We start from the raw sequence: 24,360 nt of genomic DNA on the forward strand, positions 1-24,360 counted from the left end.
CGCTACCCCTCCGGCCCGGCGAACAGCTCGTCCTGCGCGCGTTCCCGGGCCGTCAGGAGCGCGCCGCGCAGGACTGCGCCGCCGCCGAGTGTGCTCGCCCGGACCTGGGTGGGCAGCGGAGACATCGCGTCGAGGCGTTCCTGAACCCGGCGTGCGAGTGCCTCTCCCCCGGCCTGCCCCAGCTCGCCGCCGAGGACCAGGCAGCCCGGGTCGAGGACGGCCACGACGGAGGCGGCGCCGACGGCGATCCGACCGGCGAGCGCGTCGAGGAAGCGGTCGCCGGCCCCGGGGACCGCGGCCTGCCGGGAGGCCGCCACCGCGACGCGGACGACCGCCGCGCCCACCGGCTCGCCCTCCCGGGCCGTGCCGCGCAGCCCGTGCTCCGCCGCCAGCCCGGCGACCGCCGCCGCACCCGCCAGCGAGTGGAAGCCCCCCTCGCAGCCCGTCGCCGACGGCAGTCCCGCCGTGCCGGGCACCGGCAGGAACCCGATCTCCCCGGTGCCGCCGGAGGCGCCCCGCCGCAGCGCCCCGTCGAGCACAACCGCGGCGCCGGTGCCGTGGCCGAGCCACAGCAGGACGAAGGTGTCGCGGTCGCGGGCGGCGCCTTCGCGCTGCTCGGCCAGGGCGGCGAGGTTCGTCTCGTTCTCGACGCTGACGCGGGCGTCGGGCAGGCGCTCCTGGAGGGCGGCGACCAGGCGGCGGTGCCAGGCGGGCAGGCCGCCCGAATCACGGAGTTCACCGGTGGCGGGGTCGATGAGGCCGGGCGCGCCGATGCCGACGGTGTGCAGCCGGTCGGCGCCGGCCTCTTTCACCGCGCGCTCGACCAGCGCGACCGCCTGCTCCACGGCCGGACCCGTCCCGCTCTCGCCGGCGATCGGCGCGGACGCCTCGGCCAGGACGCGTCCGACCAGGTCGGAGACGAGGACGGCGACACCCTCGGTGCGCACGTCGAGCGCGGCGAGGTGGGCGCGGGCGGCGACGATGCCGTAGAGCTTGGCGTTGGGGCCGCGGCGCTGTTCTCCGGCCTCGCCGACGACGGTGATCAGGCCGGCGGCCATGAGGCGCTCGACGAGGTCGGCGACCGTTGGCCGGGACAGGCCGGTCAGCTCTTTGAGCCGGGCGGCCGTCAGCGGGCCCTCCTGCTGGAGCAGCCGCAGGGCGAGCCGGTCGTTGAGGGCCCGGGCGGTGCGCGGTGATGCGGGCATGGGCGGATGATATCCGGTATCTATCAGGCAGGGTTCCTGATAGTTTGCTGCGACGCGGCGGCGACTTCACGGGCCGCACAGCGGGCGAGCATGTCCGGGAGGGGCGGGGAGAATGAAGGCAGTGTCCTACGACCAGCGCGCCGTGCGGCGGGCGCGGTACGCCGTGGCCGCCGTGTTCGCCGTGCACGGCGCGGTGACCGGCTCTTTCGCCACACGGGTGCCGTGGATCCAGGAGCACGCCGCGGTGAGCGCGGGACAGCTGGGCCTGGCCCTCGCCTTCCCGGCGCTCGGCGCGTCCCTGGCGATGCCGCTCGCCGGCCGCATCAGCCACACCTTCGGCGCCCGCAACGCCCTGCGCGGACTGATGGCCCTGTGGACACTGTCGCTCATCCTGCCGTCCCTCGCGCCGAGCCTGCTCACCCTGTGTCCGGCGCTGTTCGTCTACGGCGCGACCGCGGGCATGGCCGACGTGGCGATGAACGCGCTCGGCGTCGAGGTGGAGAACCGGCTCGGGCGCTCGATCATGTCGGGACTGCACGGCATGTGGAGCGCGGGCGCGCTGGTCGGCTCGGCCGCGGGAACGCTCGCCGCGCACCTGGGCGCCGACGCCCGGCTGCACCACACGCTGGCGGCCGCCGTGCTGACCGTGCTGGGCATCGGGGCCTGCACCTGGGTGCTGGACCTGCAGCCCGCCGAGGACGAGGAGCCGCCGCCGCGGTTCGCGCTGCCGCCGAAGTCCGCGCTGCTCATCGGCGCGATCGGGTTCTGCGCGGTGTTCGCGGAGGGCGCGAGCCTGGACTGGTCGGCGGTCTATCTCCGGGACCGGCTGGAGACCTCGGCGGGGCTCGCGGCGGCCTGCACGACAGGGTTCACGCTGACCATGGCGGTGGCCCGGATCGCCGGGGACCGGGTCGTCGACCGCTACGGCTCGGTGCGCACGGTGCGGGCGGGCGGGGTCCTGGCCGTGCTCGGCGGACTGCTCATCGTCGTCTCCCGCCAGCCGGCCCCGGCGATGGCCGGGTTCGCGCTGATGGGTCTCGGCATCGCTGTCGTCGTACCGCTGTGCTTCGCCGCGGCGGGCCGCAGCGGTCCGAACCCGAGCCAGGCCATCGCGGGTGTCGCGACCATCACCTACACCTCGGGGCTGGTCGCGCCTGGCGCCATCGGCGGACTCGCCCAGGCGACCAGTCTGGTGGTGTCGTTCGGTCTGGTCACCCTGCTGGCCTGCGGTCTCGCCGTGTTCGCCGGCGTGCTGCGGGCGGGTGACCGGGGCCGGCCGAAGGTCAGCCGTCCGTCGGACGCAGCAGTTCCCGACCCGCGGCCCTGAACGTCTCGCTCCACGGCGCCGGGCGCAGCGTGTCGGCGTCGAGCCGGACGAGCACCCGGCTGCCGCGCGCGTACGTCGTCACCCCGTCGGCCGAGCAGAAGCGGAAGCCGTAGGTCAGGCCGGTGGTGCCGAGCCGCTCCAGCCACAGGTGGACGGCGTACACGCCGGGGCGGGTGACCGGGGCGTCGTAGGTGATCCGCAGTTCCTTCACCGCGTTGCAGGCGTCGCCGGCCGCCGCCCAGTCGCCCTCGAAGACCAGGCCGTGCTCCTGCCACAACTGCGCCCAGGCCCGCTCGACCATCAGCGGGTAACGGGCGTTGTGCAGCAGGCCGAGCGCGTCCAGGTCGTCGAAGTGGACGGTGACGGGGATCAGCCGGCCGTACGACAGGGCGGGGGCGATCGGGGCTTCGGCGGTCACGGATGGGTCTCCTGTGGTGGACGGTTCAACCACTCCATCCTAAGCGGACGCTCAGCCCGCTCCTCGGGCGGGCCCGGCGCCCGGCGGCCCGGCACCCGCCTGAGCGGGGACAATGGTCGGCGGCCCACCCGCACGACGAGAGCGAAACCCACCATGGATCTCGGCGTCCGCTGGAAACTGCACGGCGACGGACGCACCCCGGCCCCCGGAGCGGTGGTCCGGCCCGACGAACGGCTCTCCTGGCCGCGCACGATCGGCCTCGGCGCCCAGCACGTGGTGGCGATGTTCGGCGCGTCCTTCGTGGCGCCCGTGCTGATGGGGCTCGACCCGAACCTGGCGATCATGATGTCGGGCATCGCGACCGTGGTGTTCCTGCTCGCCACCCGCGGCCGGGTGCCCAGCTACCTGGGCTGCTCGCTGTCGTTCGTGGGCGTCGCCGCCGTCATCCGCGCCCAGGGCGGCACCAGCGCCACGGTCACCGGCGCGGTGTTCGTCGTCGGCGTCGTGCTGTTCCTGGTCGGGCTCGCGGTGCAGAAGTTCGGCGCGCGGATCATCCACGCGGCGATGCCGCCGATCGTGACCGGCGCGGTCGTCATGCTGATCGGCTTCAACCTCGCCCCGGTCACCGCCTCGACGTACTGGCCGCAGGACCAGTGGACCGCGCTGCTGGTGATGCTGTTCACCGGTCTGGCCGTGGTCTGTCTGCGCGGCTTCTGGTCCCGTATCGCGATCTTCCTCGGCCTGGTCTTCGGTTACGGCATCTCCTGGCTCTTCGACCGGGTCTTCGGCAAGATCCACTCGGTGGACGCGAGCGGCAAGCTCACCGACCACTGGCGCCTGGACCTCTCCGGCGTGCACAAGGCCGACTGGGTCGGACTGCCGACCTTCCACGGCCCCACCTTCCAGTGGTCGGCGATCCTGGTCGCCCTCCCCGTCGTGATCGCCCTGGTCGCGGAGAACGCCGGACACGTCAAGGCGGTCGGCGAGATGACCGGCGACCCGCTCGACGACAAGCTCGGCACCGCCATCTCCGCCGACGGCATCGGCTCGATGCTGTCCACCGCGGTCGGCGGCCCGCCCAACACCACCTACTCCGAGAACATCGGCGTGATGGCCGCCACCCGCGTCTACTCCACCGCCGCCTACTGGGCCGCCGCGGGCTTCGCCCTGCTGTTCGGCCTGTGCCCGAAGTTCGGTGCGATCGTCGCCGCCATCCCGGGCGGGGTGCTCGGCGGCATCACCGTCATCCTCTACGGCATGATCGGCCTGCTCGGCGCGCAGATCTGGCTCAACGCGGGGGTCGACCTGCGCAACCCGCTCAACCTCGTGCCGGCCGCCGCGGGCATCATCATCGGCGTCGGCAACGTGACCATGAAGTTCACCGACACCTTCTCGCTCAGCGGCATCGCCCTCGGCACGCTCGTCGTCATCACCGGCTACCACGCCCTGCGCGCCTTCGCCCCCGCCCACCTCAAGACGCAGGAACCGCTGCTGGACGAGGGCACCAGTTCCTACGGCACCGACGGCGACGACGGCCCTCAGCGCGCCAAGTCGTAGGCGTACGACGGCGTGAAGGTGCCCGGCGCGCCCGAGCAGCCGTCCGACTCGCCCGGCAGCTTCACCCACAGGTAGGCGTCGATCCGTGCCTCACCCGTGCGCAGCGTGGGCGTGCGGCCCAGCTTGCGGCCGGCCGGGTCGCACCAGGCGCCGTCCGCCGGGGCGCCGTTGCCGTTGCGGCTGGTGTCGATGACGGCGCTCAGGCTCGCCGGACCGCCGAGGTCGTCCAACACCTGCCGGTCGTAGACGATCTCGTCGGCCGTGCGGCGGAAGTTGGAGACATTGCTGAACACGCCGTCGGAGGAGGCGGCCGAGGCGGCGCCCGCCTGCCGCAGCAGCGCCGCCTGCTCGGCCGGGGCGCGCCAGCCGGAGTGCCCGGCGTCGTGGTAGACCCGGGCCCGCGGGTCGGCGGCCTTGAGTACGCGGCCGGCGCGGGCCAGCGAGGCGAAACGGGCGGCCCGGTCGGCGGCGGACAGACAGTCGGACTGGGCGATCGCGTCCGGCTCCAGGACGACGATCACCTCGCCGGAGCCCAGCCCCGCGGCGAAGCCGTCGATCCAGCCGTCGTACGAGGCCAGGTCGGGTGCCCCGCCCTCGGAGGCGCCGCCGCAGTCCCGGCCGGGGATCGCGTACGCGACGACGACCGGGACCCGGCGCTGCGCGGCGGCACCCGCGGTGACCGCGCGCACCCGGGCGGCGATCGTGCCCGTGTCGTGGTCGGCGAACCACACCGCGGCCGGCTGGTCGGCGATACGGGAGGCGATGACCTCGGTGCGCGGATCGCCGGGGTGGGCGCGCACCCAGTCCAGGACCTGTGAGTCGGGGTGCCGGTACAGGCCCGTGAGGGGCGCGGGCGCGGCCCGCCGCGGCTTCCTCCCGGTCGGAGCGGGGGACGGCTTCGCGGACGGCCGGGCGGACACCGACGGCGAGGGCGGCGCCGAGGACGGGGACGGCGGGGGCGGCCGGACGTCCAGCCGGGTCGAACGGGTCGCCTGCGGCCGGGCCGCGTCGACGCCGCGCCCGTCCTCCAGCGCCGACATCGTCCCGGTGACGGCGCCGACGGCGACCACGACGGACGCCGCCGCCAGCATCGCCTGGCGCCGCGCGGCACGCCGGCGCTGGGCCCGTCGCGCGGCGAGCCGCCGCGCACGTAAGCCGGACACGGTCCTGATCCCCCCTCACTGCGGCCGCTCCCCCACGGCAGGCGCGCCGTGCGCGGCGCCCCCGTTCCCCCGTTCTGGGGAAGCGGCGGGCCCGCCGGCACTCCGGCCAGCCTAGGACTGGGACCCTTCCTGCATGGCGCAGTTGGAACAGTTCACCACTCCCGTCGACGCGGTCGTCTCCCGCATGCGCGCGCTGGACGCGGCCCTGCCCGTGTGGGACGGCGTGGGGGTGTTCAACCGTGTCTACCTCGCCGTCACCGAGGAGGTCGGCCGGCGTGTCGACAGCGGTGCCTTCCCGGACCGCAGGGCCGCCGTCACGCTGGACGTGCTGTTCGCCGAGCGGTATCTGACGGCGGTCGAGGCGGACGGACCGGACCGCCGGGCACCGGCGTGCTGGCGCCCCCTCCTTCAGTTCCGCCGCCATCCCGGGGTACGGCCGCTGCAGTTCGCCCTCGCGAGATGAGCGAACGTGCACTCCACGTCTAACCGTGGCTGACCTGCGGACACACGGAAGCCCCCTCCGTCAGGTGGATGACGGAGGGGGCTAAAGGAACGCGACGGGAGCGGGGTATGCCGACCTCGTCCCGCCGCGCCCTCCACGAACCGACGCTAGGCGTCAGTCCGCGGGCTCTGGGGTTGCTTCCGCGGGACGAGTCGCCAATACGACTGATTGACGGTGCGGAAGCTGTCGTGCCCGGGGTGGAGCGACTCGTGTCGCGTCGCCCACTCCGTCACGTCGCTCTCGTCTCTGCTGAGTTCCAGGCATCGGGCGCATTCGATCCACTGCCTGACGGGAATCCCCTGGGACTCCAGCTTCTTCGCCGGCCGTGCGTCGAGAGTCGTCACGCCCGCCTCCGCTTCTTCTGATGCCGGCGCATCTCGACGCGAATGTCTGTCGCCTTCGACGGGTCGTAGCTCGCACTCGTCGGGTCGTCTACCTCCGCGAGTTGCCGACTCAGAGCGCCGCAGACGTCGCAACCGGGCTCAGGCTCCGGTCGTTCGTAGGCAAGCGGGTCGAGCAAATGCACAGCCATCCCAAGACCTCCGCCGTTGTCTTCTCTCTACGACGAACGTAGGCGGACGGAGAGGCGGGATTCCACGCAGTTCTATACAGTTCTACGCCTATTGGGATGACGTCGGTATGGCGCTTGCGATGATCCGGTATGCATCCGGACCGTAGACGGCTGCACGCGCCATTTCGGCATGCGCCGCGACGTATTGAGCGACCTCTGAAGGTGCCGTGATCGTCAGTCCAGCCGTCAGCAACTCGACGTAGACCTTCTCATCGTCGTACACGCTGAAAGTCTCCAACGGCCACATCGCCTGTGACGCCGCCGGGATGATGCCGAGTGACACCGCCGGGTACCGCGCGACGTCGAGGAGGTGGAGGAGCTGCTCCGTCATCACGTCGGATCCGCCCATGCGGCGCCTTAGGGCCGCCTCCTCGACGACGAAGGCGAACGTGCGACCAGTCTCCTTGATGATCTTTGAGCGTTCGACGCGTGCGTCTGCGGCTGCCTCGGAGTCATCGGGGATGCGCTTAGCCCGTGCGATGTCAGACAGCAGGGCAGCGGCGTAGGCGCGTGTTTGGAGGAGTCCCGGAACGAGCGTGGAGCTGTAGACACGCATGTGCCGTGTCTGCTGATGGACGGCTGCCCGCGCTACCTGCATGTGCCGTAGGCCATTGCGGTTCTTGCGGCGCCACTCCATATACGCGGAATCGGCTGTCCGGGCCGCCTCGACGATGTCGGCCGCCTGGTCCTCCGCCCCGCAGACGCGGCACCACGCTTGGATGTCCGCTGTCGACGGAGGCGTCACGCCGTTCTGAAGCCGGGAGACCTTCGACTTCTGCCATCCCGTGCGCTCTGCGATGTCCTGCCCCGTCAGCCCTGCGTCTTGGCGAAGGTCCCGAAGACGCCTCGCGACGCGTTGACGTGCTTCCTCGATGCGGGCGGACGGGGCTTCGGACATATGTCAGATCTCGTACTCAGCGTGCGGGGTGCCACGGTCCCAGACCGTGACGAACGCGGACGTGCAGCGCTCAATCAGGTCAGGGTCGTAGGACATCTGCGCCCCGACGTGCCTGCCGTCCCCGTCGAAGACGCCGAACTTCAACGCGAAGTCGTCGAAGATCCACACGTCATTGCCCGGGAGCATGATGTCCGATGCCTGGCTTCTGGGCAGCCACCGGACCTCTTCACCCGCGGCAAGGTTCTTCGCAGTCCCGCAGTGCTCGAACCGGATGTAGTCCGACACGGGCTCAGAGACGACTCGCGCCCGACGGACCTTGACACCCCTGGCGACGGCGTCAGCGACGGTCTGATGAAAGCCGCTCCACCATGACGCCCGATCGCTGAAGTCGCGTTGCTCGCCGGCCTTCCATGCCGCGAACGCCGCATCCTCCGACTCGACGCCGTAGACGTCGCGCATCTCCAGGTGGAGCGCGTGCCGCGACGTCTTGGCGAGGAGTTCAGCGAACGTCGGGGTGCTCGTTGGCACGGATCGCCTCCTTCAACAGCGTCGTCATACGTGCAGGCAAGCGGATCACAGACTCGTTCGGAGCAACGGGGCCGAACGCCTCACACGAGGCCACGGTTTCCGCGTCCCCCGTCCAGCCCTGGAGGACATAGTCCCCTGTCTCCTCGTCTACGAGGACGCTGGGGCAGTTCTCTTCCTCCGAATTCGGGTCCTTACCGACGAAACGTAGCTTCATGGCTGCTCCAGAGTCGCGGAAGTTGCGCAGAGTTCTATGACGATGTCGCGCCATCCGCCGACGGTCAAGAGGGCCTCAGACAGGGAAGCCCAGCGCCCGCATGCGACTCCTGTACGCCTTGCCGTGGTCGGGGTTGCAGAAGCGGCGCAGGCGGCCCACTCCCGGCTTCTGCTCCAGCATGGTCCCGCAGTGCCCGCAGGTGACGGTTTCGCTCTTCGCCGGCTGACCGAACATGGTTACTCCTCTTCAAAGTCATGGGGGCGCCCCGTCGACCATGTCGGCCGACGGGGCGCGAGGGTGAGTGTGTGAGCGGCCCCGCCATGTCGGAGGGGCCGCCAGGGTGTGCGTCAGGTCCAGCGACCGACGTTCAGAGCCGTCGCGCTCGCCTCCTCCCGCATCTCAATGCGGGTGTCGACGATGTCCGTGATCTCGCGGTCACCGACGAAAACGCGCACGTCGGCGTGGAGTTGCGTCGGGGCTGCGCCGGACTTCGTTGCCCGGATATCGCTCCACTGCTCAGCGGTGAATACCGGCTCCGGAGAGCCAGTGCCGTTTGCGACAAAGGAGAGGCCAGGCGGAATGAGCCCGCCGGAGTCGAACCACGTCGGGGTGACGGGGCCGCCCTCGGCGTATCCCTTCGGAGGCAAATTCGCGTTCGCCTGCTGGACGTTCGTGATATTGCCGTACACCGATTTGATGTAGCGCGCGGATGCCGCCACGTTGGCGACGGGGTCGAGGATTCCTCGCGCCCGCAGAGAGGCCGGCACGTAGGCTGACCACGTCGACGGGATTGTCTGAGTCAAGCCCTGCGACGGGTGGCCGGCTTTGGCATTGGAGTCCCAGAGGTTGATCGCGTTCGGATTCCAGCCGGACTCACGCGTGATCAGCGTGTTCATTCCGCGGAGCCACTGGTCGAGCGAGCCCGGGGGCGGAATGTGCGCGGCTGCAAGAGCCTGAGCGATGATCTGTGCGCGCTTTCCCGTCGGAATGACGCCGCCGAGATTGGCGCTGCCTCCGCCTCCCCCACCACCTCCGCTGACGAAGTCGACGATTTTGTCCTTCAGATCACCGACGATCTTCACGGGGTACTTGAGGAGTACCTTCCCCATTTGTGCGACGCCCAGCTTCTTCGCCGCCTTGTCAAGGAAAGGCTTCATGAGCGAATTCCAGACCTTGCCGGGATGCGCGATGAGGTCGCCGGCCGTCTTAGCCCAGTCGATCCCCGTCGAGATCGCTCCGCCTACCTTGTCCTTCGTCCAGTCCCATGCGGAGCCGAGAGCCCCGACAATGCCACCGCCGGCGAACTTCTGAACGTGCGGGATTTCGCCCGTCGCGTTCATGTAAGCGAGCTTGTCGAATCCGATCTTCCTCGCGCTGTCGCGCTTGATGATGAATTCGTCCGCCATGGCCAGGATCGGGATGCTGTCGACGCCAGGCGTTCCGCCTTGCGTCCGTCCTCCGTGCGCGAATTTCGGTCGCTCATCGAGGAGCTTCGGAGCGTCAGGCAAAGGGTCCAGGCCGACGAAGTCAGCCACAGAATCCCAGACCTTTTTGATGCCCTTCGTGTAAACCCAGTCGATGATGAAGTTGACGGGCTTCGCGGCGATGCTGGCAACCTGCGACCACGCCTTGCCGATGGCGTCCTTCGTGGAGCTGAAGGCATCGCCGACCAGCTTCGCGGCGGACTTGATGCCGTCAAACGCAGGCTTGATGCCCTTTTCGTACAGCCAATGCGTCTTGGACGAGATGAAATCCGCGACGGGCCTTACTGAGTGATCATAGAGCCAGGTGAACTTATCGCCGAGCCATTTCAGCAAATCCCAGATAGCGGAGAATGTCGGCTTGAGTGCCGCTCGCCACAGCCACGTAGCCTTAGAGGCGATGAAATCGCCCGTCGGCCTGACGGCGTTATTGTAGAGCCAGACGAACTTGTCACCGACCCATTTCAGCAGCCACCAAATACCGGTGAACGTCGGGGCGAGGACGTTCTTCCAAACCCACGTCGCGAGCCAGGCTATGCCGTCGAACGATGGTTTGAAGCAATCCGTCCAGAGCCACATGACGAGCGCGCCAATACCCTTGAACGCAAGGTAGAGCGGCGCAATCAAAACCGTCAGAATGATCGTGATCGCGTACTTCATCACGAGGACAATTCCGGACCAAGCTGGGGCGAGTACGTTCTGCCAAAGCCAGACGGCGATGTCGCCGACGCCCTTAATCGCCCACCAGATGCCTGAGAACGCGGGCTTCAGACCCTTTTCCCACGCCGCTTGCGCGGCTCCGGAGATGGCGTCCCACGTGCTCGTCACGACGTCGCGGAACCACGCGAAGTGATCCCACGCGAATTTCACGGCGACCGCGAGCCCGATGAGCGCCAGGACCACGAGGCCGATAGGGCTGCTCGCCATAGCCAGATTGAGCAGCCGTGTCGCAATCCAGAGCCCGTAGAGGAGCTGAATTGACCACGGAGCATGCTCGGCAACCCACCCGATGATGTCCGCGGCGTTTCCGAGCAGTTCGAGGATGACGTCAGTGAACGGCTCCAAGGCCTTCGCGACGTCGAGGAACCCTCCGCCTATCTTCCCCAGGGTTTGGGCAACCACCGGTCCGTGTTGGTTCACGTACTCGATGAATCCCTCAAAGGCCGGCGATCCCTTGAGGTTTGCACCCCACGTAGCGAATCGGCCCGTGATGCGCTGCATTCGGTCGGAGATACCCTCCATATGCGGGAGGAAGGCGTCGACAATGCCGGCCATGCCCTTGAGTACATTGCCGAACGCAATGCCTAGCCCCACGATCGCAGGCTTCGCGTTATCGGCTATGTCCTGCTTGAAACGCTGCCAGAACGGGCGCTTCAGGTCGGCCGACGCGCGGTCCATAAGCTCGCCGACGGCGTCCGCAGCCGTTTTTACGAGCGGCGTGAACGCCGGAAGGGACGCCTTCGCCCCGTCGACGCCCCGCACAAAGAGCGGGAGGACGTCAGGCTGAAGGGACTTGCTCCAGTCCTTGAACGCCGCCGTCAGCCCCTTTGGACCCGCAATGGAGTCGTACAGGCGCCGTTGCTCTGGCGTCAGGTTCGCGAGTGCTTTTCGATATGCGTCGGCCTTCGTCGCAGCCTGCGCCGTGGTGTCCATGGCTGACAGGCGTGCCGACTCGACACCGCGCTCCGCCGATGCGATGGACTCCGCGGCTTGAATCTGCGTGCGGGAGGCGTTCTTGACGGCATCGGAGAGGCTGCGCTGAGCATCGGCAACCTCTTGCGCCGCCTTGACCTGAGCCTCCGCAGCCTTGCGCTGAGCGTCAGCTACGGCTTCGGTCTGGTCTCTGACGTTCTGCTGAGCCTTCGCGAGTTCGTCGCTGGCACGCTTGACGTCCGCGTTACCGTCGACACCCGCCTTTTTCGCGGCTTCAGCGTCTTTCTGGAGCTGTCCGTAATCCTTCTTCTGTTGCTTGGCGGACTCGACGGCCTGATCGTAGGCAAGCTGTGCTCGCTGGAGCTGGAGTTGAGTGGCCTTGCCGGCGGCAGCATCCTCGCGTGTCTTGTTGAGTTCGGCCTGTGCTTCCTGGACGCGGAGCGTTGCCTCGCGTTCGTCCAACTTGCCCTGAGTGAGCTTGTCGTTGAGGTCCGCGAGTTGCTGAGTAGCGTCCCGCCGGGCCTTCGTCAGCGACTCCTCCGCGTCGCGCGCCTGGCGCTTCGCGTCGACGAGGGATCGCTCTGCACGCTCCACGTTCTGAGCAGCCTGACGACGCTCGTCCATCGCGCGAACAGCGGCCTGACCGAGTGCCCGCTCAGCATCCTCGACGGCCCGGTTGGCCTGTGCGATGGAATCCGCGGCACTGCGATGCGCAGCCGTCAGCGCCTGTTGCGCAGACTGCATCTGAAGGGCGGACTGCGCGGCTCGCTTGTTCGCGGCTGCGCTCTTGTCCGTCGCAGTCGCCGCTTCCTTTTCCGCGGCTGTCTTCGCTTGGATTACGGAGGTGACGCCCTTGACGGCGGGGATGGCTGCCAGGGCGAAGGCGCCCACGGCTGCGCCGGCGGCAGTAGCAGCCGCCGCAATGGCTCCCAGTCCCGCAGCCGCAATGGGAACGAGCGGGAGAGCAGCGACGGCGCCCAGGGAGATGGCGAGTTGGAAGAGCGCTGCCTGAGCCTGAGAAGTGTCGGCGTGGACCTTGATGCGCGGATCCCTGCGCCCGACCCGGTCTGCCTCTTCGCGGATCGCCGCCAGGGCCGCACGGGCGGAAGCGATGTCTGCGGTGACTTGTATATTCGGGCTGCGAGAGCCAAGCTGCGACAGGTCGGCGTCAAGCGCTGCGATCTCTTCGAGGGCTCGCGCTGCGTCGACGTCGACCCCGATGCGCTTTCCTGCGAGCGTCTCCATGCGGGCTCGGACGCGGGCCAGGTCGGCATCAAAGCCTGTCGTCGAAAGCCGGACTTCTGGCTTCGGGAGCGACTTGAACGCCACTTCCAAACGCGATTTAAACGCTCTGCCAAACGCTCCAGCGTTGTCGTTTCCCGCCCGCGTTGCCGCGTTGCGAGCCGCGTTTCCGCCCTGCGTTACGGCCGACGGGATGGACACCTGAATATGGCGCCCAATGGCGTCGCCTATTCGCCGTCCAGCCTCCTCGCCAACGCGATCAGCGGCAGGGAGAACGGCGGCTTTCAGCTTCTCATGGAAGTTAGGCGCGATCGGTACGACGTCGACCGCTGCGGTTCCGACGATGTCCAGGTTGTCACCGGCCATCGAACACCCCACACATGCTCTGTCCCTCGTCGTACTCAGCCGCGTGCGATCTCAGGTCGAGTAGCTGATTGATGAGGACAAGTTGATGTGAACGCCGTTCCCTGTCAGGGGACGGCTCCCAACGGGAGATCACTAGGGCCGCTTCCATGAACTCTTTGCAACTCATGGAGCAATACGCGAATACCTCTAGGGCTCCGTCTTCCGTAAACGCCGGCAACGGCGTGAAACGGCAACCGGAGCGCAGGCAACGCGGGTCGTTGTTAGTCATTGGACGTCCAATACAAAAGGCCCCTAGCGCGTCCGCTAAGGGCCTGGAAATGATCTGTTGAGTTGTGCTGATCTCCGCCTACGCGGTCGCCGTTTCGTCCGTGAAAACGCCTCCTACGCGCTCGTTGGGGTCCCGCCGCGCGTCGAGGAGCATGGCGAGGCGCAGAAGCTCCGCGGCCTCGTTGGCGTCCCCATTGCGATCCGCCCGTCGCGCGCGAATGCTCCAGACGTAGCACTCCGCTGAACACGTGCGCTGACGTCGGTAGCTGCCGTCTCGGCACTGGAGGTAGCTGCGCTGGAATGTGCATCCGGGCCGCTTGCAGAGTCGCGGCTCGTGGTCTGACGTCATGGCTCCTCCGTGAAAATGCGAAGAGCCCCGAGAGCATCGCTCCGGGGCTCAATAGAAGGTGTAACGCTTACGAATTGAATCTTTCGCGTGCGGCTTCATCACCTCGCGGACGCGATCCCTCGCGCACATAACGAGGCAGGGGCTCCAGGGGGCCGTCAGGCGCCGGGGAGACGGCTCTCAGAAGCGTTACAGTCCGGATCCCCAGACCCGTACAGACCGCGACGCCCAGCACCTAGACGGTCTTCTGACCTGCATGAAGGGGATCACCCCCCTGGTCTGAGGCCGGCCGTGGTACAACTGACTCGATGGTTACGCAGGCCCCTGGCCTGCGACGCTACCCAGAGCGCGCCCACTGGGACGCCTCCGCCACAGGAGGCCGGTCGGACCGTTGGTGTCCGTCGAGTGGGCCGAAGCTCTGTAGCGAGGACTCCACTTCGACGGCGATGCGCTTCGTGGAGTCACACATGTCATCCGCGCTCGTCCTGTTCCTCGCGCTTGCTTACTGCCTCACGGTGGTGTGCTGCACTGCCATCGCTCTGGTAGTCGTCACACTGCGGGGCACATCTCCTGCCCAGCGCTCAGCCATCCTGCGCAGCCTGGCCCACGTTGTGCGTGCTTGGGCGGACGCCCTGAGGTTCTGGCGTGGGAGGTGACGCTAGCCGGGGTCGCTCGTCACCGCTCCATGCGGTAGCTAGCGACCTGGAAGGGGTTGCCACCCTTGCTCGCCTCGGGCCTGCGCCCGTCCTCGTCGATGCCGTGTTCCCGGCGGTATCGCGCTGCGCCAGCGTCGAGCGTGCCGGAGCCGCTCCCGACGTCGCTGCCGGAGCCCGTGCGGTGCGGCGGGTTGGCCGTTCCGAACTCTGCTGCCAGCGTCCGCGCGTCGGCCGCGAGTTCCTCCGGCGTGGTGCCGACGAGGCGGGCCGACTGTTCGACGGTGAGTCCGGCCCTAAGGCCGGCTTGCAGGCGGGCGAGTTCGAGGAGTGCGGCGTCGCGCTGCTGTTCAGGGGTCTGTTCCATGGTTCTTCCTCTCAGTAGGAGCGCCGGAGCGGCGTCGGGTCTCCCGGCGTCGCGTTGGGCTTGGGTGCTGGCGGCATGGGCTTCGACGCGTCCAGGTGCGGCGCCGTCGAGTGTGGGTAGACCTCAGCCGGCCGACTCTGAAGCGGCGGGAGGACGGTAGGCGACCAGTCGACGGCTTCAGCGTCGAGCGCATCCGGGGCGCTCAGAACGGTCACGTCGTCAGCGAGTTGCGACTCTGAGGCGGGAACGTACGCGTCGTCACGGTCACAGAGCCACGTCAGGTACTCCAGCGTCACGCGCCGGGAGCGGATGGCTTCACGCACCGCTTCAGGCGCCTCGTCGGGGCGGAGTCCGCGGGCATGTCCGTATCCCTGGTTCATCCATTGGCGAGCCGTCCAATCCCCGCCGGCGGGAGCCCCCGGGGTCCGCGGGCCGCGGATGAGGTCCCATTGCGCTGACCTCACGTTCTCGACCTCGCGCATGATGCCCTTCAGCCGACTCCAGGCCGCTACAGCGTCCGGACCAACGTCGATGACCTCCTCCGCCGTGCGGGCTCCGCCGACGGTCTCCAGCGCCGTCCTGGCGTCGGTGAGGAGTTCCTCCAGCCTCTTCCCCAGATACGCGAGAGCGGCGTCAGCATGGTCGCTGAGAGCCGTGTACACCTCCCATTCCGCTCGGGTGACAACGCGCTGCCGGGCCTGGCGCTCGACGAGGGCGGCGTCAGCGTCCTCGTATGCCTTCACGCCTCGTCGGCCGACGTCCTTCGGCCAGGCACCGCCCGACAGGAAGTCGTCCGCGGCGCGCTCGATGATGGCCTCCCGTGCGGCGTCGGGTGACTCGCTGACGGGTGCGTCCGTCAGTAGCGCCTTCGCGCCCTGGAGCAGCATCTCCGCGGCAGCGATCTCAGGTACGGCCGCGCGTGCGGCGTCGAGCATGGGATTAGTGGACACAGGGGGACCTCTCTGGGGACATGACTGAAGCGACCGACCCGGTTTGGTCAGTCGCTTCGTGGCACTCTGTGGGCGCCCATTGCGGGGCTTGTCTCATCAACTCCGTGCGCGCTGCCCGCCGGAGCCTCTCGCGCTCCCTGACGGGCTCCGGGTTACGTCGGTAGCGCGCGCGTCGCTGCGTGTTGACGCATTCCCGGCACGTACCGCGCAGGAAGTCAGCGCAGCTTGGGTCGACGTGGAAGTTTGCCGGCGTCCGCGCGAGCACGCGCCCGCACTCCGGGCAGGGGCGCGACCCCGGACCCGAGGTCGGTACGTCAAGTTGGGACATGAGGGTTTCTCCGCGTTCGTGTCGGTGGTCGCCTTCTCCCGGGCGTGGGCAACAAAAAAGGCGCGGCCCGGGGGCCACGCCAAAGATCAGTTGAAGGTCCGGCGACGGAGCGCAGAGCCGTGGAGCGAGGAAGGAGGAGAGAACCCACTCGACACGGCCGGCTCAACGTCGCCGGACCTAGCGCCGCTACGAGAGGAGGGGAGCGGCGCGGCTTTGGTAGAAGCGGGAGAGGGGCCGCCTAGTCATTGGGTTAAACCCCTCTCCACTTAGAACAGTAACCCGCACATTAGGCGGCGTCGCGGCCCCTCAACCGTCGCATGCGATCCCGCGTCCGGGCGCGTGCCCACTCGGCAGAGCATTCGTCATCGCACAGGGTTCGCCACCGTCGGCGCTGCGACGCCGGCCGTCGCTGCTCGAAATGCTTGGAGCACTGTGCACACGTGCCGCGCCACACCTTCACGGAGCCTTCGACCGTCACGACGCCGCCCGCGGACTCGTAGGCCAGTGTCGTCGTCGCATGAGCCTGACGCGCCGCGTACGCCGCAGCGATGCCCGGATCCACTCTGACGGTTACCGGCGCCGCGACCGGCGGCACGATGTCGTCGAGCCGTCCTCCCGCTCGTCGTCGCTGCGGACGCTCCTCGTCGACCTCCGACGCGTCATGCCAGGCACGCCACGCCTCCTCGCTGAACTCCTCGTCGGTAACGAGGTCGAGCGGGTCAGTCGCCTCCAGGCCCCGCCAGTGTGTGCGCGTCGGTGAGACGTACGCCCCGCCCTCCTCCAGCTCCACCCCGAGGTAGCGCAACTCCTCCAACTCCTCCGCGTACCGCGCGCGCCGACGTCCCGCAGTGCCGTATGTGTCCTCGTACATGGCCTTCCCCTCCGTCATCGGCCCGCGCCCTCCGCGCGGCCTCTACCTACGTGGTGTCGTAATGAGCGCCGGATGTGACGCGCCCTCACACATGCGTTATGGGGCGCAGACCGTCAGATGTTTGGTGCGCTCCTAAAGGAGTTATGGGGGAATCGCGGCCGGATGTTAGGCGTGACATCGAGGCGGGGTCGTCCTCCGTCACTGACGTGCACTCAGGTCAGCTACGCTGCGTGACGATTGAGGGTTCAGAGGCTGAGTGCCTGCGGCGATACACGGAAATCCTCTCAGTGGCCACAGGAGGGGTCAGGAAAGGAGTCGACGATCCTTTTATCGTCCACCCCCCTGAGAGGCACGCAGAGAGGCGCCAGGGGCGTTCCAAGGCGCCCTCCGCCTCACGCCGTCCGCCCGCCTCCGTCGCCCCCGTCGAGAGGACCTCCGACACCTGCCGACCAAACCGGGTGCCAAAGTGTCGAACTAACCCCCATTCTCAATTTCTCTCTATGCGCGTTAGAAGAAAATGAAAGTACACCCTTGTTTTGGCTAGTTGCACTAAAGCCGCAGGTCAGAAGCCATGCAGAACGGCCCGGTTTGGAGGCGGGTTTGGCGACGGGAAGCGACAGAGTAAGGGGCATAGGCGGCTGGTCGCCTTACATACCGCGGAATCACCCGCTCCACTCTCTTCCGGCTACCGCCGGCGAGCATGACGAGAGCCGCCTCCCGACGTTCATGGAAAGCGGCTCTTAGTCACAGAAAGTAGCGTCAGACGGTGGCAGGGAGGACGCTGGCCGACGTCGAGCGGCTCAGCCCCGCGCGGCAACCGGGGTGGAGCGGCACCCATGCGTTACCGCTCTCGACGATCTCCAGGTCTTCCATGTCGTTCCACTCCCCGCACCACGCGCAGGCGGAGTCTTCCTGGCACTCTGCGCACCACACCGTGCCGCGCTGGTCGACGTCGGGGCGAGTGAAGTGGTGGACGAGTCCGCAGTCACACGTCAGAGCCTCGTCCATCTTCAGCGGCTCGTGAACGTCCACGCCGGCCGCCAGCGCCTCCCCGAGGAGGACGAGCGTCGACGCGTCGAGCATCGATTCCGTGTCGCCCGTGAGGTAGACAGCGGCGAAGTCGGTGACGCTGTAGTCGGTGTGCATGGCGAAGACGGCAGGGGTGCCCAGTTCGTAGGCGACGTTCCAGGCGACGTGACGGAGGCGCTCGACGTCGGAGGGAAGAGCGGTCGGACCGATGACGAGAACCTGAGCCTGTGCCACCATGGGGACCTCCATTTATGGAGACAAGGGGCGGCCCTGCGCTTCCGCCAAGAATCTGCGGGCCGCCCTTTGCCTTGCTTGCGTCGGGGTGTGGCTACACCTTAGGCACAGGTGTGGCCACACCGCAACCCTCTCGGTGTGGCCACACCTCTGCTACCGTTCACCCATGCCTAATCAGCCGAAGACACCTGTGAGCCGCTTCCGTATCGACGCGGAGATGTGGCAGGCGTTCGGGGATGCAGTCCCCGACGACACCGACCGCTCTGACGTCCTGCGCCGCTTCGTAGGTTGGTACCTGCGCCGGCCGGGCGCGAAGCTACCCGAGAGGCCACCCGCGGGGCCGTGGAGCCTGCCGCAGCCATAGAAGAGCCCCCGTCGAGTGACGGGGGCTCTCGCGCGCCATGGAACGCATCAGAGGCTTTCCTGGTAGACCACGTCTTCCAGCTCATCAGCCACAGGGTCCGGGCGGTCGATCTCCAACGTCAGACGCTCTTCGATAGGTCGACGCCAACCCGTAGGAGGCCCCACCGTGACCCGAATGCTCATGGACAGCATGATCTGTCGACGCTCCTCGTCGTTCGCCTCCCGGAAGGCGTCGCCCCACGTCGTGTCTAGCTCCACCTCTTGGATCTTAGGAGGCTCCACGGGGACGCTTCGGAGTTCCGTCAGCCTGGCGTCGATGCCGTTCATCTGACGGACGACGACGTCAGCAGCGGCGCCGCGGAGCTGAGCGAGCCGGTTGCCCAGCTCTTCGAGGTTGGACTCCAGCTCTGCGATCTCTGGCCGATGATCGACACCGGGCGTACGGACGATCTGCGTCTGTCGCATGAACCCGAAACGGCGCACGAACTCAGAGTGGACCCATTCCACCGTGGTTGCCCGCGTCACCGTGGGCTTCGGTATGCCCTTGCCGTGACGCGCGCTGTTGCACCGGAAGATTCCGGCTCGCGTGCCGTCGTGTTCCGTACGGTAGGCGGTATGGAGGTTGCTCCCGCATTCGTGGCACACGAGGATGCCCAGTAGCTCGTGAGCGTCACGTCGTCGCGGGGCCTGGAGCGCCTCCACCGCCCGGTTCTTCAACGCCTCTTGCAGCTCTCGCCACGTGTCGTCGCTGATGAGCGCGACGCCCTGGAGTACGGGGCTCCCGTCAGCGTTGCGCACCGTCGCGCCCTCCCGGGTGACGAGGTGCCCGCGATTGAGCGCAGACATGAGCATTGACCTGACGGTCGTTGCCATCCATACGTTGCTCGGATCCTCGTCGCGTCCGGCGAGCCGCGCTCTGTGATTCGTCGGCGTCACTGCGCCTGACGAGTTGAGCCAATCCGTGATCTCGTTGAACGACTGTCCGGCGATAGCCCGTGCGATAGCGGAGCGGCGAATGTCGGCCGTCTCCTTATGCTCTCCCAGCCACCATCCCTCGTTGCCGTCGGGGAAGGTCTTCCGCTCAGGCTGAAATCCGTACGGCACCGGGCCGCCGGCCCAACGTCCCAGGGACTGAAGGCGAGCCGCAGCACCCTGATTGCGCTCGACGATGGTTTGCCCTTCGAGCTGTGCCGCGAAGGCCAGAATGAGCATGATCAGTTCTGACATTGCAGAGCCGAAGTCCAGCTCTAGCATGTCGCCCCCGGGTCCGGAGGCAAATACCAATCTCTTCCCGTGTTGCTTGGCGAACCGTCCTAGATTCGCCATGTCAGCCATGGACCGGACCGCCCGGTCCATGCGCTGCCAGACCATAACGTCCCACTCGTCTGGTCGTTCTAGCCAGTATAGGAGTTCCTCGCGCTCCCATGGCGACGTCTTCAGGGCAGATACGTCAATATCCTTCGCCCATCCGACGAGGACGCCGCCAATGCGGTGAGCGGCAAGAGTGATCATCTCCTCTTGCACCTCGGGCGAAGTGGTGGAGTCGTGGTACCGGCTCAGCCGGATAGCCCCCACGACCCGCGGCGCCTGGCGTGGCAACAGCCCCGCGCGCCGAGCGAGTTGCGTCATGGCATGTGATGTTACTCCAAACGATTCGCGCTCGCGGGCATCAACGCGCACATCGGCCACGACCTGGCGCTCGCCGTGGTGGACGCCTGCCGTAGCCTCGGCTGCGCTCCGGCCGAGCTGGAGGACGAGTACGACCGGGTGGGTGATGTCCTCGTGTCGCTGGAGGAGCGCATCCGCGAAGAGCTGATGCCGGGCCCCGACCTGCTGCAGATCGCCGACCCGCTCACCCATCTGCTCGGGTCCTGGAGCCTGGAGCGGGCCCGGGACGCCGCGTGGTCGGCGGCGCGTGCGCTGTGGGCGCTGCGTCTGCTGCCCGAACTGGCCGGGGAGTTCGCCGACCGGCTCGACGCGGCCGTGGGCTTCGCGGGCCGCATGCTGCTCACCCCGCTGCCCGCCTGAGCCCGTCCCGGCGGCCGCGCCGGCCGCCCGGCCGGACACCGCCGCGGCCGCGGTCGGCCGCCCCGCCGGGCGCGTCGTCCGACGGGTGTGCTCCCGCGGGCCGCTGTACGTTGGCCGATGGGGCACTCCGATCGCGAAGGAGCAATCAGCCATGGCCATCCGTCTCGGACTCGGTCTTCCCCAGCACCGGCAGTACGACCTCGCCCAGGACGTCACCGACGTGGCCCGTGCCGCCGAGCGGATCGGATACGACAGCCTGTGGGTGTACGAGCGGGCCCTGGTCCCGGAGAACCCCACCCAGGGCCTGTACGGCATCCCAGGCCTGCCCTGGCCCGACTTCTACCGCGGCATGGCGCACCCGCTGATCACGCTGACGCTGGCCGCGGCGGTCACCGAACGGGTCGGGCTGGGCTCGGGCATCCTCGTCGCGCCGCTGCACGGGCCGTTCCAGCTCGCCAAGGCGCTCGCGTCGCTGGACGCGGCGAGCGGCGGCCGGGTGATCGCCGGCCTGGGCTCCGGCTGGTCGACCGACGAGTTCGCCGCCGCGGGCGTACGGCCCTACGAGGAGCGCGGCCGGGTGCTGGACGAGGTGATCGACGTGTGCCGGGCGGTGTGGGGCCCGGACCCGGTGAGCTACGACGGCCGCGTCACGAAGCTCGACGCGGCCGTGGTCGGGCCCAAGCCCGCCCGGCCGATCCCGATCCTGGTGGGCGCGGCCAACAAGAAGGCGCTGACGCGGGTCGTGGACCGCGCCGACGGCTGGATCCCGGTCGCCATGGGCGTGGACGCCTACGCCACCGGGTGGAACCAGCTCCAGGACATCGCCTCCGAGCGGGGCCGCAGCCAGCCGATCCTGCGGGTGCCGCGGGTCAACGCGATGTACAGCGCCAAGCCCTACGACGGCGACGACCGCCGGCCCTTCCAGGGCAGCGCCGACCAGATCGTGACGGACCTCGCGGCGTTCGCCGAGGTCGGCATGGACGAGGTCCTGATCGACCTGCAGACGACTCCGCGCGACGCCCAGGAGCTGAAGGACGCCGCGGCGGAGGTCTACGAGAAGGCGCGGGCGGCCGGGCTGTGAGTCCGGCCGCGAACCACGGTCAGTCCTCCGGCAGTTCCACGGGAGCGATCTCGTCGTAGACGTCACCCGGGCCGGGGTTCGTCGCGTCGGTCTCACCGCCGAAGTGGTGCATGACGCCCCAGACAGCGTTCAGCGCGGTCTGGATCGCGCCCTCGGCCCAGCCGGCCGTCCAGGAGATGTCGTCGCCGGCGAGGAAGATGCCGCGCTTGTCCTCGGGCAGCCGGTCCTGCATGAAGTGCGTGAACAGGCGGCGCTGGTAGCGGTAGTGGCCCGGCAGGTTGGCCTTGAACGCGCCCATGAAGTAGGGCTCGTTCTCCCAGGAGACCGTCACCGGGTTGCCGATGATGTGCTTCCTGATGTCGACCTTCGGGTAGATCTCGCCGAGCGACTTCAGCATGACCTCCATCCGCTCGTTCGCGGACAGCGGCAGCCACTTCAGGCTGTCGTCGCACCAGGTGTACGACAGGCAGATCACAGCGGGCTGGTCCGGGCCGTTGTCCAGCAGATAGGTGCCGCGCGTCATGCGGTCGGTGAGCGTCATCGACATGACGTCCCGGCCGGTCTCCTCGTCCTTGTCCAGCCAGAACGGCCGGTCCACGGGCACGAAGAGCTTGCTGGACTCCATGTAGTGGGTGCGCTCGATCGCCGTCCAGTGGTCGATCGGGAAGAGCGAGTCGTCGCACGCGATCTTGGACAGCAGCATCCAGGACTGGGCGGTGAAGATGGCCGCCTTGTAGGTGCGGATGTCGCCGTTCGCGTCGGTCACGGTGATCTGGTTGCCCGCGGTGCGGTGCAGCCGGGTCACGGCGGGCTTCGGCTCGCCGTCCACGTGCAGGGACTTCAGCGAGGTGCCGTACGGCCAGTGGACGATCTTCTCGGGCTCGCGCTCCCACAGGCGCAGCGGCAGCTGCTGGGAGCCGCCGACGATGCCGCGGTGGTGGTCGTCGGCCTCGGTGTAGACGACGCGGAGGATCTCCAGGATGGAGTTCGGGAAGTCGGTGTCCCAGCCGCCGGTGCCGAAGCCGACCTGGCCGAAGATCTCGCGGTGCCGGAAGGACTTGAAGGCCTCCGAGTCGCAGAGGAAGCCGTAGAAGGTCTGGTTGTCGAGCTTCTCGACGAGCTGGGCCCAGATCTCGCGGATGCGCGGGACGTCCCGCTCGCGCATCGCGCGGTTCATGTCGGAGAAGTCGGCGCCCTCTTCGAGGCACTTGTTCCACGCCTCGGCGACGTCCCGGTACACCTGGGGCAGGTCGTCGACGGTCTCCGCGTAGTGCGACTCGCCCTTCAGGTCGACCACGGTGGACGGGGTGGCCTCGGCCAGCGGGTTCGGGAACGGCTTCGTCTCCAGGCCCACCAGGTCGATGTAGTGCTGCAGGGCCGTGGAGGACGGCGGGAAGCGCATCGCGCCCAGCTCGCAGTTCAGCGACTCGTCGCAGCCGTCGAAGCCGACGGTGCGCAGCCGGCCGCCGAGCTGGTCGGCCTCGTAGACGACGGGCTTGAGGCCCATCTTCATCAGCTCGTACGCCGCGACGATGCCGGACAGACCGCCGCCGATGATCGCGACCTCGGTGCCGTGCTCGGTCGCCGGGACCTGACCGAGGCCCGCCGGGTGGGCCAGGAAGTCGTCGTAGGCGTAGGGGAAGTCCGGGCCGAACATGGTGATCGGCGGCTGCTGCTCGTCGGTGTGCTCGACGGCGTTGGGCACCGTGGACGTCATGGGGTACGGACTCCTTGCGGGGGTTCTGCTGGTGAGGCGGGGTCGGGGGTGCCCCGGGTTGCCCGGGAGGTTCGGACGGGGTTCAGACGAGGGACCCGTACAGGTCCGGGCGGCGGTCCTTCAGGTACGGGTTGTTCTCGCGGGAGGCGGCCAGGAACGCCGGGTCGGCGTCGGCGAACACCAACTGCTCGGTACGGCCGGCGCGGGCGCGGGCGACTCCGTCGGGGCCGGCGAGGGTGGAGAGGCCGACGAACTCGAACTCGTCCTCCTGGCCGACCCGGTTGACGTACGCGACGTACATCTGGTTCTCGAAGGCCCGCACCGGGATCATCGACTCGGCGACGAACTGGAAGGGGTGCATCTGCGCCGTCGGCACGAGGAGGAGGTCGGTGCCGGCGAGGGCGTGGGCGCGGACGTTCTCCGGGAACTCGACGTCGTAGCAGATGAGCAGGCCGACGGTGAGGCCGTTCAGCTCGACCTGGACGACCTGCTGGTCGCCGGGCGTGAAGTGGTCCCGCTCGAAGCAGCCGAAGAGGTGCGTCTTTCGGTAGTTCGCGCGGCGGGTGCCGGTGGCGTCGATCAGCTGGGCGGAGTTGTGGACGGTCTCGCCGTCCCGCTCCGGGTAGCCGTAGACGACGGCCAGGCCGTGGCGGGTGGCGATCTCCGCGATCGCGTCGGCCGAGTCGCCGTCGGCGGGCTCGGCGAGGCGGGCGATGTCGTCGCCGATCGCGTAGCCGGTCAGGAACATCTCCGGCGCGGTCAGCAGTCCGGCTCCGGCGGCGGCGGCGCGGCCCGCGGCGTCGTCGAGCACCTTGAGGTTCTCGGCGACGGATCCGGGGCGGCCGGAGCTCTGGAGCAGGGCTGTGCGCATGGGTGTTCCTCACCGGTACGGAGGGGGTTGGGGGCCTTCTAGACGGTACGGTCGGCTGCGCGGGCGGGACAAGGCGTCGCTGTTGCGCGGCGGTGAGCGGATTGTTGCGTGGGGTGGGGGGTGGGCGGCG

Annotated in this window: 19 protein-coding genes and 2 pseudogenes; 5 read left to right on the top strand and 16 right to left on the bottom strand. The window is 68.5% G+C overall.

The genetic code is table 11. The annotated features are described in order from the left end of the window. Positions 1 to 2 precede the first annotated feature (2 nt). Complete coding sequence (locus tag ACZ64A_RS35055) at positions 3 to 1,205, bottom strand: ROK family transcriptional regulator (protein ID WP_469815984.1); 1,203 nt, start codon at positions 1,203 to 1,205, stop codon at positions 3 to 5. 112 nt (positions 1,206 to 1,317) lie between these two features. Between ACZ64A_RS35055 and ACZ64A_RS35060 the strand changes: the two genes are divergently transcribed. Continuing rightward, the gene (locus tag ACZ64A_RS35060) at positions 1,318 to 2,532 is read left to right on the top strand and encodes an MFS transporter (protein ID WP_469815985.1); all 1,215 of its coding nucleotides are present in this window, start codon (positions 1,318 to 1,320) and stop codon (positions 2,530 to 2,532) included. Here ACZ64A_RS35060 and ACZ64A_RS35065 read toward each other — a convergent pair. Further along, positions 2,489 to 2,950 carry an acyl-CoA thioesterase gene (locus ACZ64A_RS35065; RefSeq protein WP_469815986.1) on the bottom strand — a complete coding sequence of 154 codons (462 nt, stop codon included), beginning with the start codon at positions 2,948 to 2,950 and terminating at the stop codon, positions 2,489 to 2,491. The two genes, ACZ64A_RS35060 and ACZ64A_RS35065, sit on opposite strands and share 44 nt — an antisense overlap. Positions 2,951 to 3,103: 153 nt before the next feature. On the opposite strand from ACZ64A_RS35065, the gene ACZ64A_RS35070 reads away from it, so the two are divergent. After that, positions 3,104 to 4,507, top strand: a complete 1,404-nt coding sequence (locus tag ACZ64A_RS35070) for a uracil-xanthine permease family protein (protein ID WP_469815987.1) — start codon at positions 3,104 to 3,106, stop codon at positions 4,505 to 4,507. On the opposite strand, the gene ACZ64A_RS35075 is transcribed toward ACZ64A_RS35070, so the two are convergent. Next, on the bottom strand, positions 4,489 to 5,598 hold the full coding sequence (locus tag ACZ64A_RS35075) for a glycoside hydrolase family 6 protein (protein ID WP_469816028.1): 1,110 nt from the start codon (positions 5,596 to 5,598) through the stop codon (positions 4,489 to 4,491). The two genes, ACZ64A_RS35070 and ACZ64A_RS35075, sit on opposite strands and share 19 nt — an antisense overlap. 205 nt (positions 5,599 to 5,803) lie before the next feature. On the opposite strand from ACZ64A_RS35075, the pseudogene ACZ64A_RS35080 reads away from it, so the two are divergent. Continuing rightward, positions 5,804 to 6,127 (top strand): annotated as a pseudogene (locus tag ACZ64A_RS35080) (DUF5995 family protein); the annotation flags it as partial. Positions 6,128 to 6,279: 152 nt separating this feature from the next. Here ACZ64A_RS35080 and ACZ64A_RS35085 read toward each other — a convergent pair. From ACZ64A_RS35085 to ACZ64A_RS35135, 11 genes are all read right to left on the bottom strand, one after another. After that, on the bottom strand, positions 6,280 to 6,516 hold the full coding sequence (locus ACZ64A_RS35085; protein ID WP_469815988.1) for a DUF7848 domain-containing protein: 237 nt from the start codon (positions 6,514 to 6,516) through the stop codon (positions 6,280 to 6,282). Positions 6,517 to 6,792: 276 nt separating this feature from the next. Beyond that, positions 6,793 to 7,641 carry a helix-turn-helix domain-containing protein gene (locus ACZ64A_RS35090; protein WP_469815989.1) on the bottom strand — a complete coding sequence of 283 codons (849 nt, stop codon included), beginning with the start codon at positions 7,639 to 7,641 and terminating at the stop codon, positions 6,793 to 6,795. Between the two features lie 3 nt (positions 7,642 to 7,644). Further along, entirely contained in the window at positions 7,645 to 8,169 is a 525-nt protein-coding gene (locus ACZ64A_RS35095; RefSeq protein WP_469815990.1) for a DUF6879 family protein, read from the bottom strand. After that, positions 8,141 to 8,383: a hypothetical protein gene (locus tag ACZ64A_RS35100; protein ID WP_469815991.1), complete on the bottom strand. Its 243-nt coding sequence runs from the start codon at positions 8,381 to 8,383 to the stop codon at positions 8,141 to 8,143. Before ACZ64A_RS35100 ends, ACZ64A_RS35095 begins: the two co-directional genes overlap by 29 nt. A 75-nt stretch (positions 8,384 to 8,458) precedes the next feature. Continuing rightward, the gene (locus tag ACZ64A_RS35105) at positions 8,459 to 8,617 is read right to left on the bottom strand and encodes a hypothetical protein (RefSeq protein ID WP_469815992.1); all 159 of its coding nucleotides are present in this window, start codon (positions 8,615 to 8,617) and stop codon (positions 8,459 to 8,461) included. A gap of 113 nt (positions 8,618 to 8,730) precedes the next feature. After that, positions 8,731 to 13,125 carry a transglycosylase SLT domain-containing protein gene (locus ACZ64A_RS35110; RefSeq protein WP_469815993.1) on the bottom strand — a complete coding sequence of 1,465 codons (4,395 nt, stop codon included), beginning with the start codon at positions 13,123 to 13,125 and terminating at the stop codon, positions 8,731 to 8,733. A 1,288-nt stretch (positions 13,126 to 14,413) separates the two neighbouring features. After that, the gene (locus tag ACZ64A_RS35115) at positions 14,414 to 14,758 is read right to left on the bottom strand and encodes a hypothetical protein (protein WP_469815994.1); all 345 of its coding nucleotides are present in this window, start codon (positions 14,756 to 14,758) and stop codon (positions 14,414 to 14,416) included. 11 nt (positions 14,759 to 14,769) lie between these two features. After that, positions 14,770 to 15,693, bottom strand: coding sequence for a hypothetical protein (locus tag ACZ64A_RS35120; RefSeq protein WP_469815995.1), 924 nt, complete (start codon positions 15,691 to 15,693; stop codon positions 14,770 to 14,772). 629 nt (positions 15,694 to 16,322) lie between these two features. Then, entirely contained in the window at positions 16,323 to 16,925 is a 603-nt protein-coding gene (locus ACZ64A_RS35125; RefSeq protein WP_469815996.1) for a hypothetical protein, read from the bottom strand. Between the two features lie 741 nt (positions 16,926 to 17,666). Then, positions 17,667 to 18,173 carry a hypothetical protein gene (locus ACZ64A_RS35130; protein ID WP_469815997.1) on the bottom strand — a complete coding sequence of 169 codons (507 nt, stop codon included), beginning with the start codon at positions 18,171 to 18,173 and terminating at the stop codon, positions 17,667 to 17,669. A 408-nt stretch (positions 18,174 to 18,581) separates the two neighbouring features. Continuing rightward, positions 18,582 to 20,162: a recombinase family protein gene (locus ACZ64A_RS35135; protein ID WP_469815998.1), complete on the bottom strand. Its 1,581-nt coding sequence runs from the start codon at positions 20,160 to 20,162 to the stop codon at positions 18,582 to 18,584. Positions 20,163 to 20,183: 21 nt separating this feature from the next. On the opposite strand from ACZ64A_RS35135, the pseudogene ACZ64A_RS35140 reads away from it, so the two are divergent. Both ACZ64A_RS35140 and ACZ64A_RS35145 read left to right on the top strand, forming a co-directional pair. Continuing rightward, positions 20,184 to 20,561, top strand: a pseudogene (locus ACZ64A_RS35140) (DUF5995 family protein); the annotation flags it as partial. Positions 20,562 to 20,712: 151 nt separating this feature from the next. Beyond that, positions 20,713 to 21,642 (top strand): LLM class F420-dependent oxidoreductase, encoded by a 930-nt coding sequence (locus ACZ64A_RS35145; protein WP_469815999.1) that lies wholly within the window; start codon positions 20,713 to 20,715, stop codon positions 21,640 to 21,642. Between the two features lie 19 nt (positions 21,643 to 21,661). On the opposite strand, the gene ACZ64A_RS35150 is transcribed toward ACZ64A_RS35145, so the two are convergent. Both ACZ64A_RS35150 and ACZ64A_RS35155 read right to left on the bottom strand, forming a co-directional pair. Next, positions 21,662 to 23,359, bottom strand: coding sequence for a flavin monoamine oxidase family protein (locus ACZ64A_RS35150; protein ID WP_469816000.1), 1,698 nt, complete (start codon positions 23,357 to 23,359; stop codon positions 21,662 to 21,664). 82 nt (positions 23,360 to 23,441) lie between these two features. Continuing rightward, positions 23,442 to 24,230: a carbon-nitrogen hydrolase family protein gene (locus ACZ64A_RS35155; RefSeq protein ID WP_469816001.1), complete on the bottom strand. Its 789-nt coding sequence runs from the start codon at positions 24,228 to 24,230 to the stop codon at positions 23,442 to 23,444. Positions 24,231 to 24,360: the final 130 nt, after the last annotated feature.

The organism is Streptomyces sp. NPDC104814, assembly GCF_055583185.1.

What these genes read in the sequence shown, in the direction of transcription:
- ACZ64A_RS35055 (WP_469815984.1), bottom strand. Translation starts at nt 1,205, where the DNA reads ATGCCCGCATCACCGCGCACCGCCCGGGCCCTCAACGACCGGCTCGCC.
- ACZ64A_RS35060 (WP_469815985.1), top strand. Translation starts at nt 1,318, where the DNA reads ATGAAGGCAGTGTCCTACGACCAGCGCGCCGTGCGGCGGGCGCGGTAC.
- ACZ64A_RS35070 (WP_469815987.1), top strand. Translation starts at nt 3,104, where the DNA reads ATGGATCTCGGCGTCCGCTGGAAACTGCACGGCGACGGACGCACCCCG.
- ACZ64A_RS35075 (WP_469816028.1), bottom strand. Translation starts at nt 5,598, where the DNA reads ATGCTGGCGGCGGCGTCCGTCGTGGTCGCCGTCGGCGCCGTCACCGGG.
- ACZ64A_RS35090 (WP_469815989.1), bottom strand. Translation starts at nt 7,641, where the DNA reads ATGTCCGAAGCCCCGTCCGCCCGCATCGAGGAAGCACGTCAACGCGTC.
- ACZ64A_RS35100 (WP_469815991.1), bottom strand. Translation starts at nt 8,383, where the DNA reads ATGAAGCTACGTTTCGTCGGTAAGGACCCGAATTCGGAGGAAGAGAAC.
- ACZ64A_RS35105 (WP_469815992.1), bottom strand. Translation starts at nt 8,617, where the DNA reads ATGTTCGGTCAGCCGGCGAAGAGCGAAACCGTCACCTGCGGGCACTGC.
- ACZ64A_RS35110 (WP_469815993.1), bottom strand. Translation starts at nt 13,125, where the DNA reads ATGGCCGGTGACAACCTGGACATCGTCGGAACCGCAGCGGTCGACGTC.
- ACZ64A_RS35115 (WP_469815994.1), bottom strand. Translation starts at nt 14,758, where the DNA reads ATGGAACAGACCCCTGAACAGCAGCGCGACGCCGCACTCCTCGAACTC.
- ACZ64A_RS35120 (WP_469815995.1), bottom strand. Translation starts at nt 15,693, where the DNA reads ATGCTCGACGCCGCACGCGCGGCCGTACCTGAGATCGCTGCCGCGGAG.
- ACZ64A_RS35125 (WP_469815996.1), bottom strand. Translation starts at nt 16,925, where the DNA reads ATGACGGAGGGGAAGGCCATGTACGAGGACACATACGGCACTGCGGGA.
- ACZ64A_RS35130 (WP_469815997.1), bottom strand. Translation starts at nt 18,173, where the DNA reads ATGGTGGCACAGGCTCAGGTTCTCGTCATCGGTCCGACCGCTCTTCCC.
- ACZ64A_RS35135 (WP_469815998.1), bottom strand. Translation starts at nt 20,162, where the DNA reads ATGACGCAACTCGCTCGGCGCGCGGGGCTGTTGCCACGCCAGGCGCCG.
- ACZ64A_RS35145 (WP_469815999.1), top strand. Translation starts at nt 20,713, where the DNA reads ATGGCCATCCGTCTCGGACTCGGTCTTCCCCAGCACCGGCAGTACGAC.
- ACZ64A_RS35150 (WP_469816000.1), bottom strand. Translation starts at nt 23,359, where the DNA reads ATGACGTCCACGGTGCCCAACGCCGTCGAGCACACCGACGAGCAGCAG.
- ACZ64A_RS35155 (WP_469816001.1), bottom strand. Translation starts at nt 24,230, where the DNA reads ATGCGCACAGCCCTGCTCCAGAGCTCCGGCCGCCCCGGATCCGTCGCC.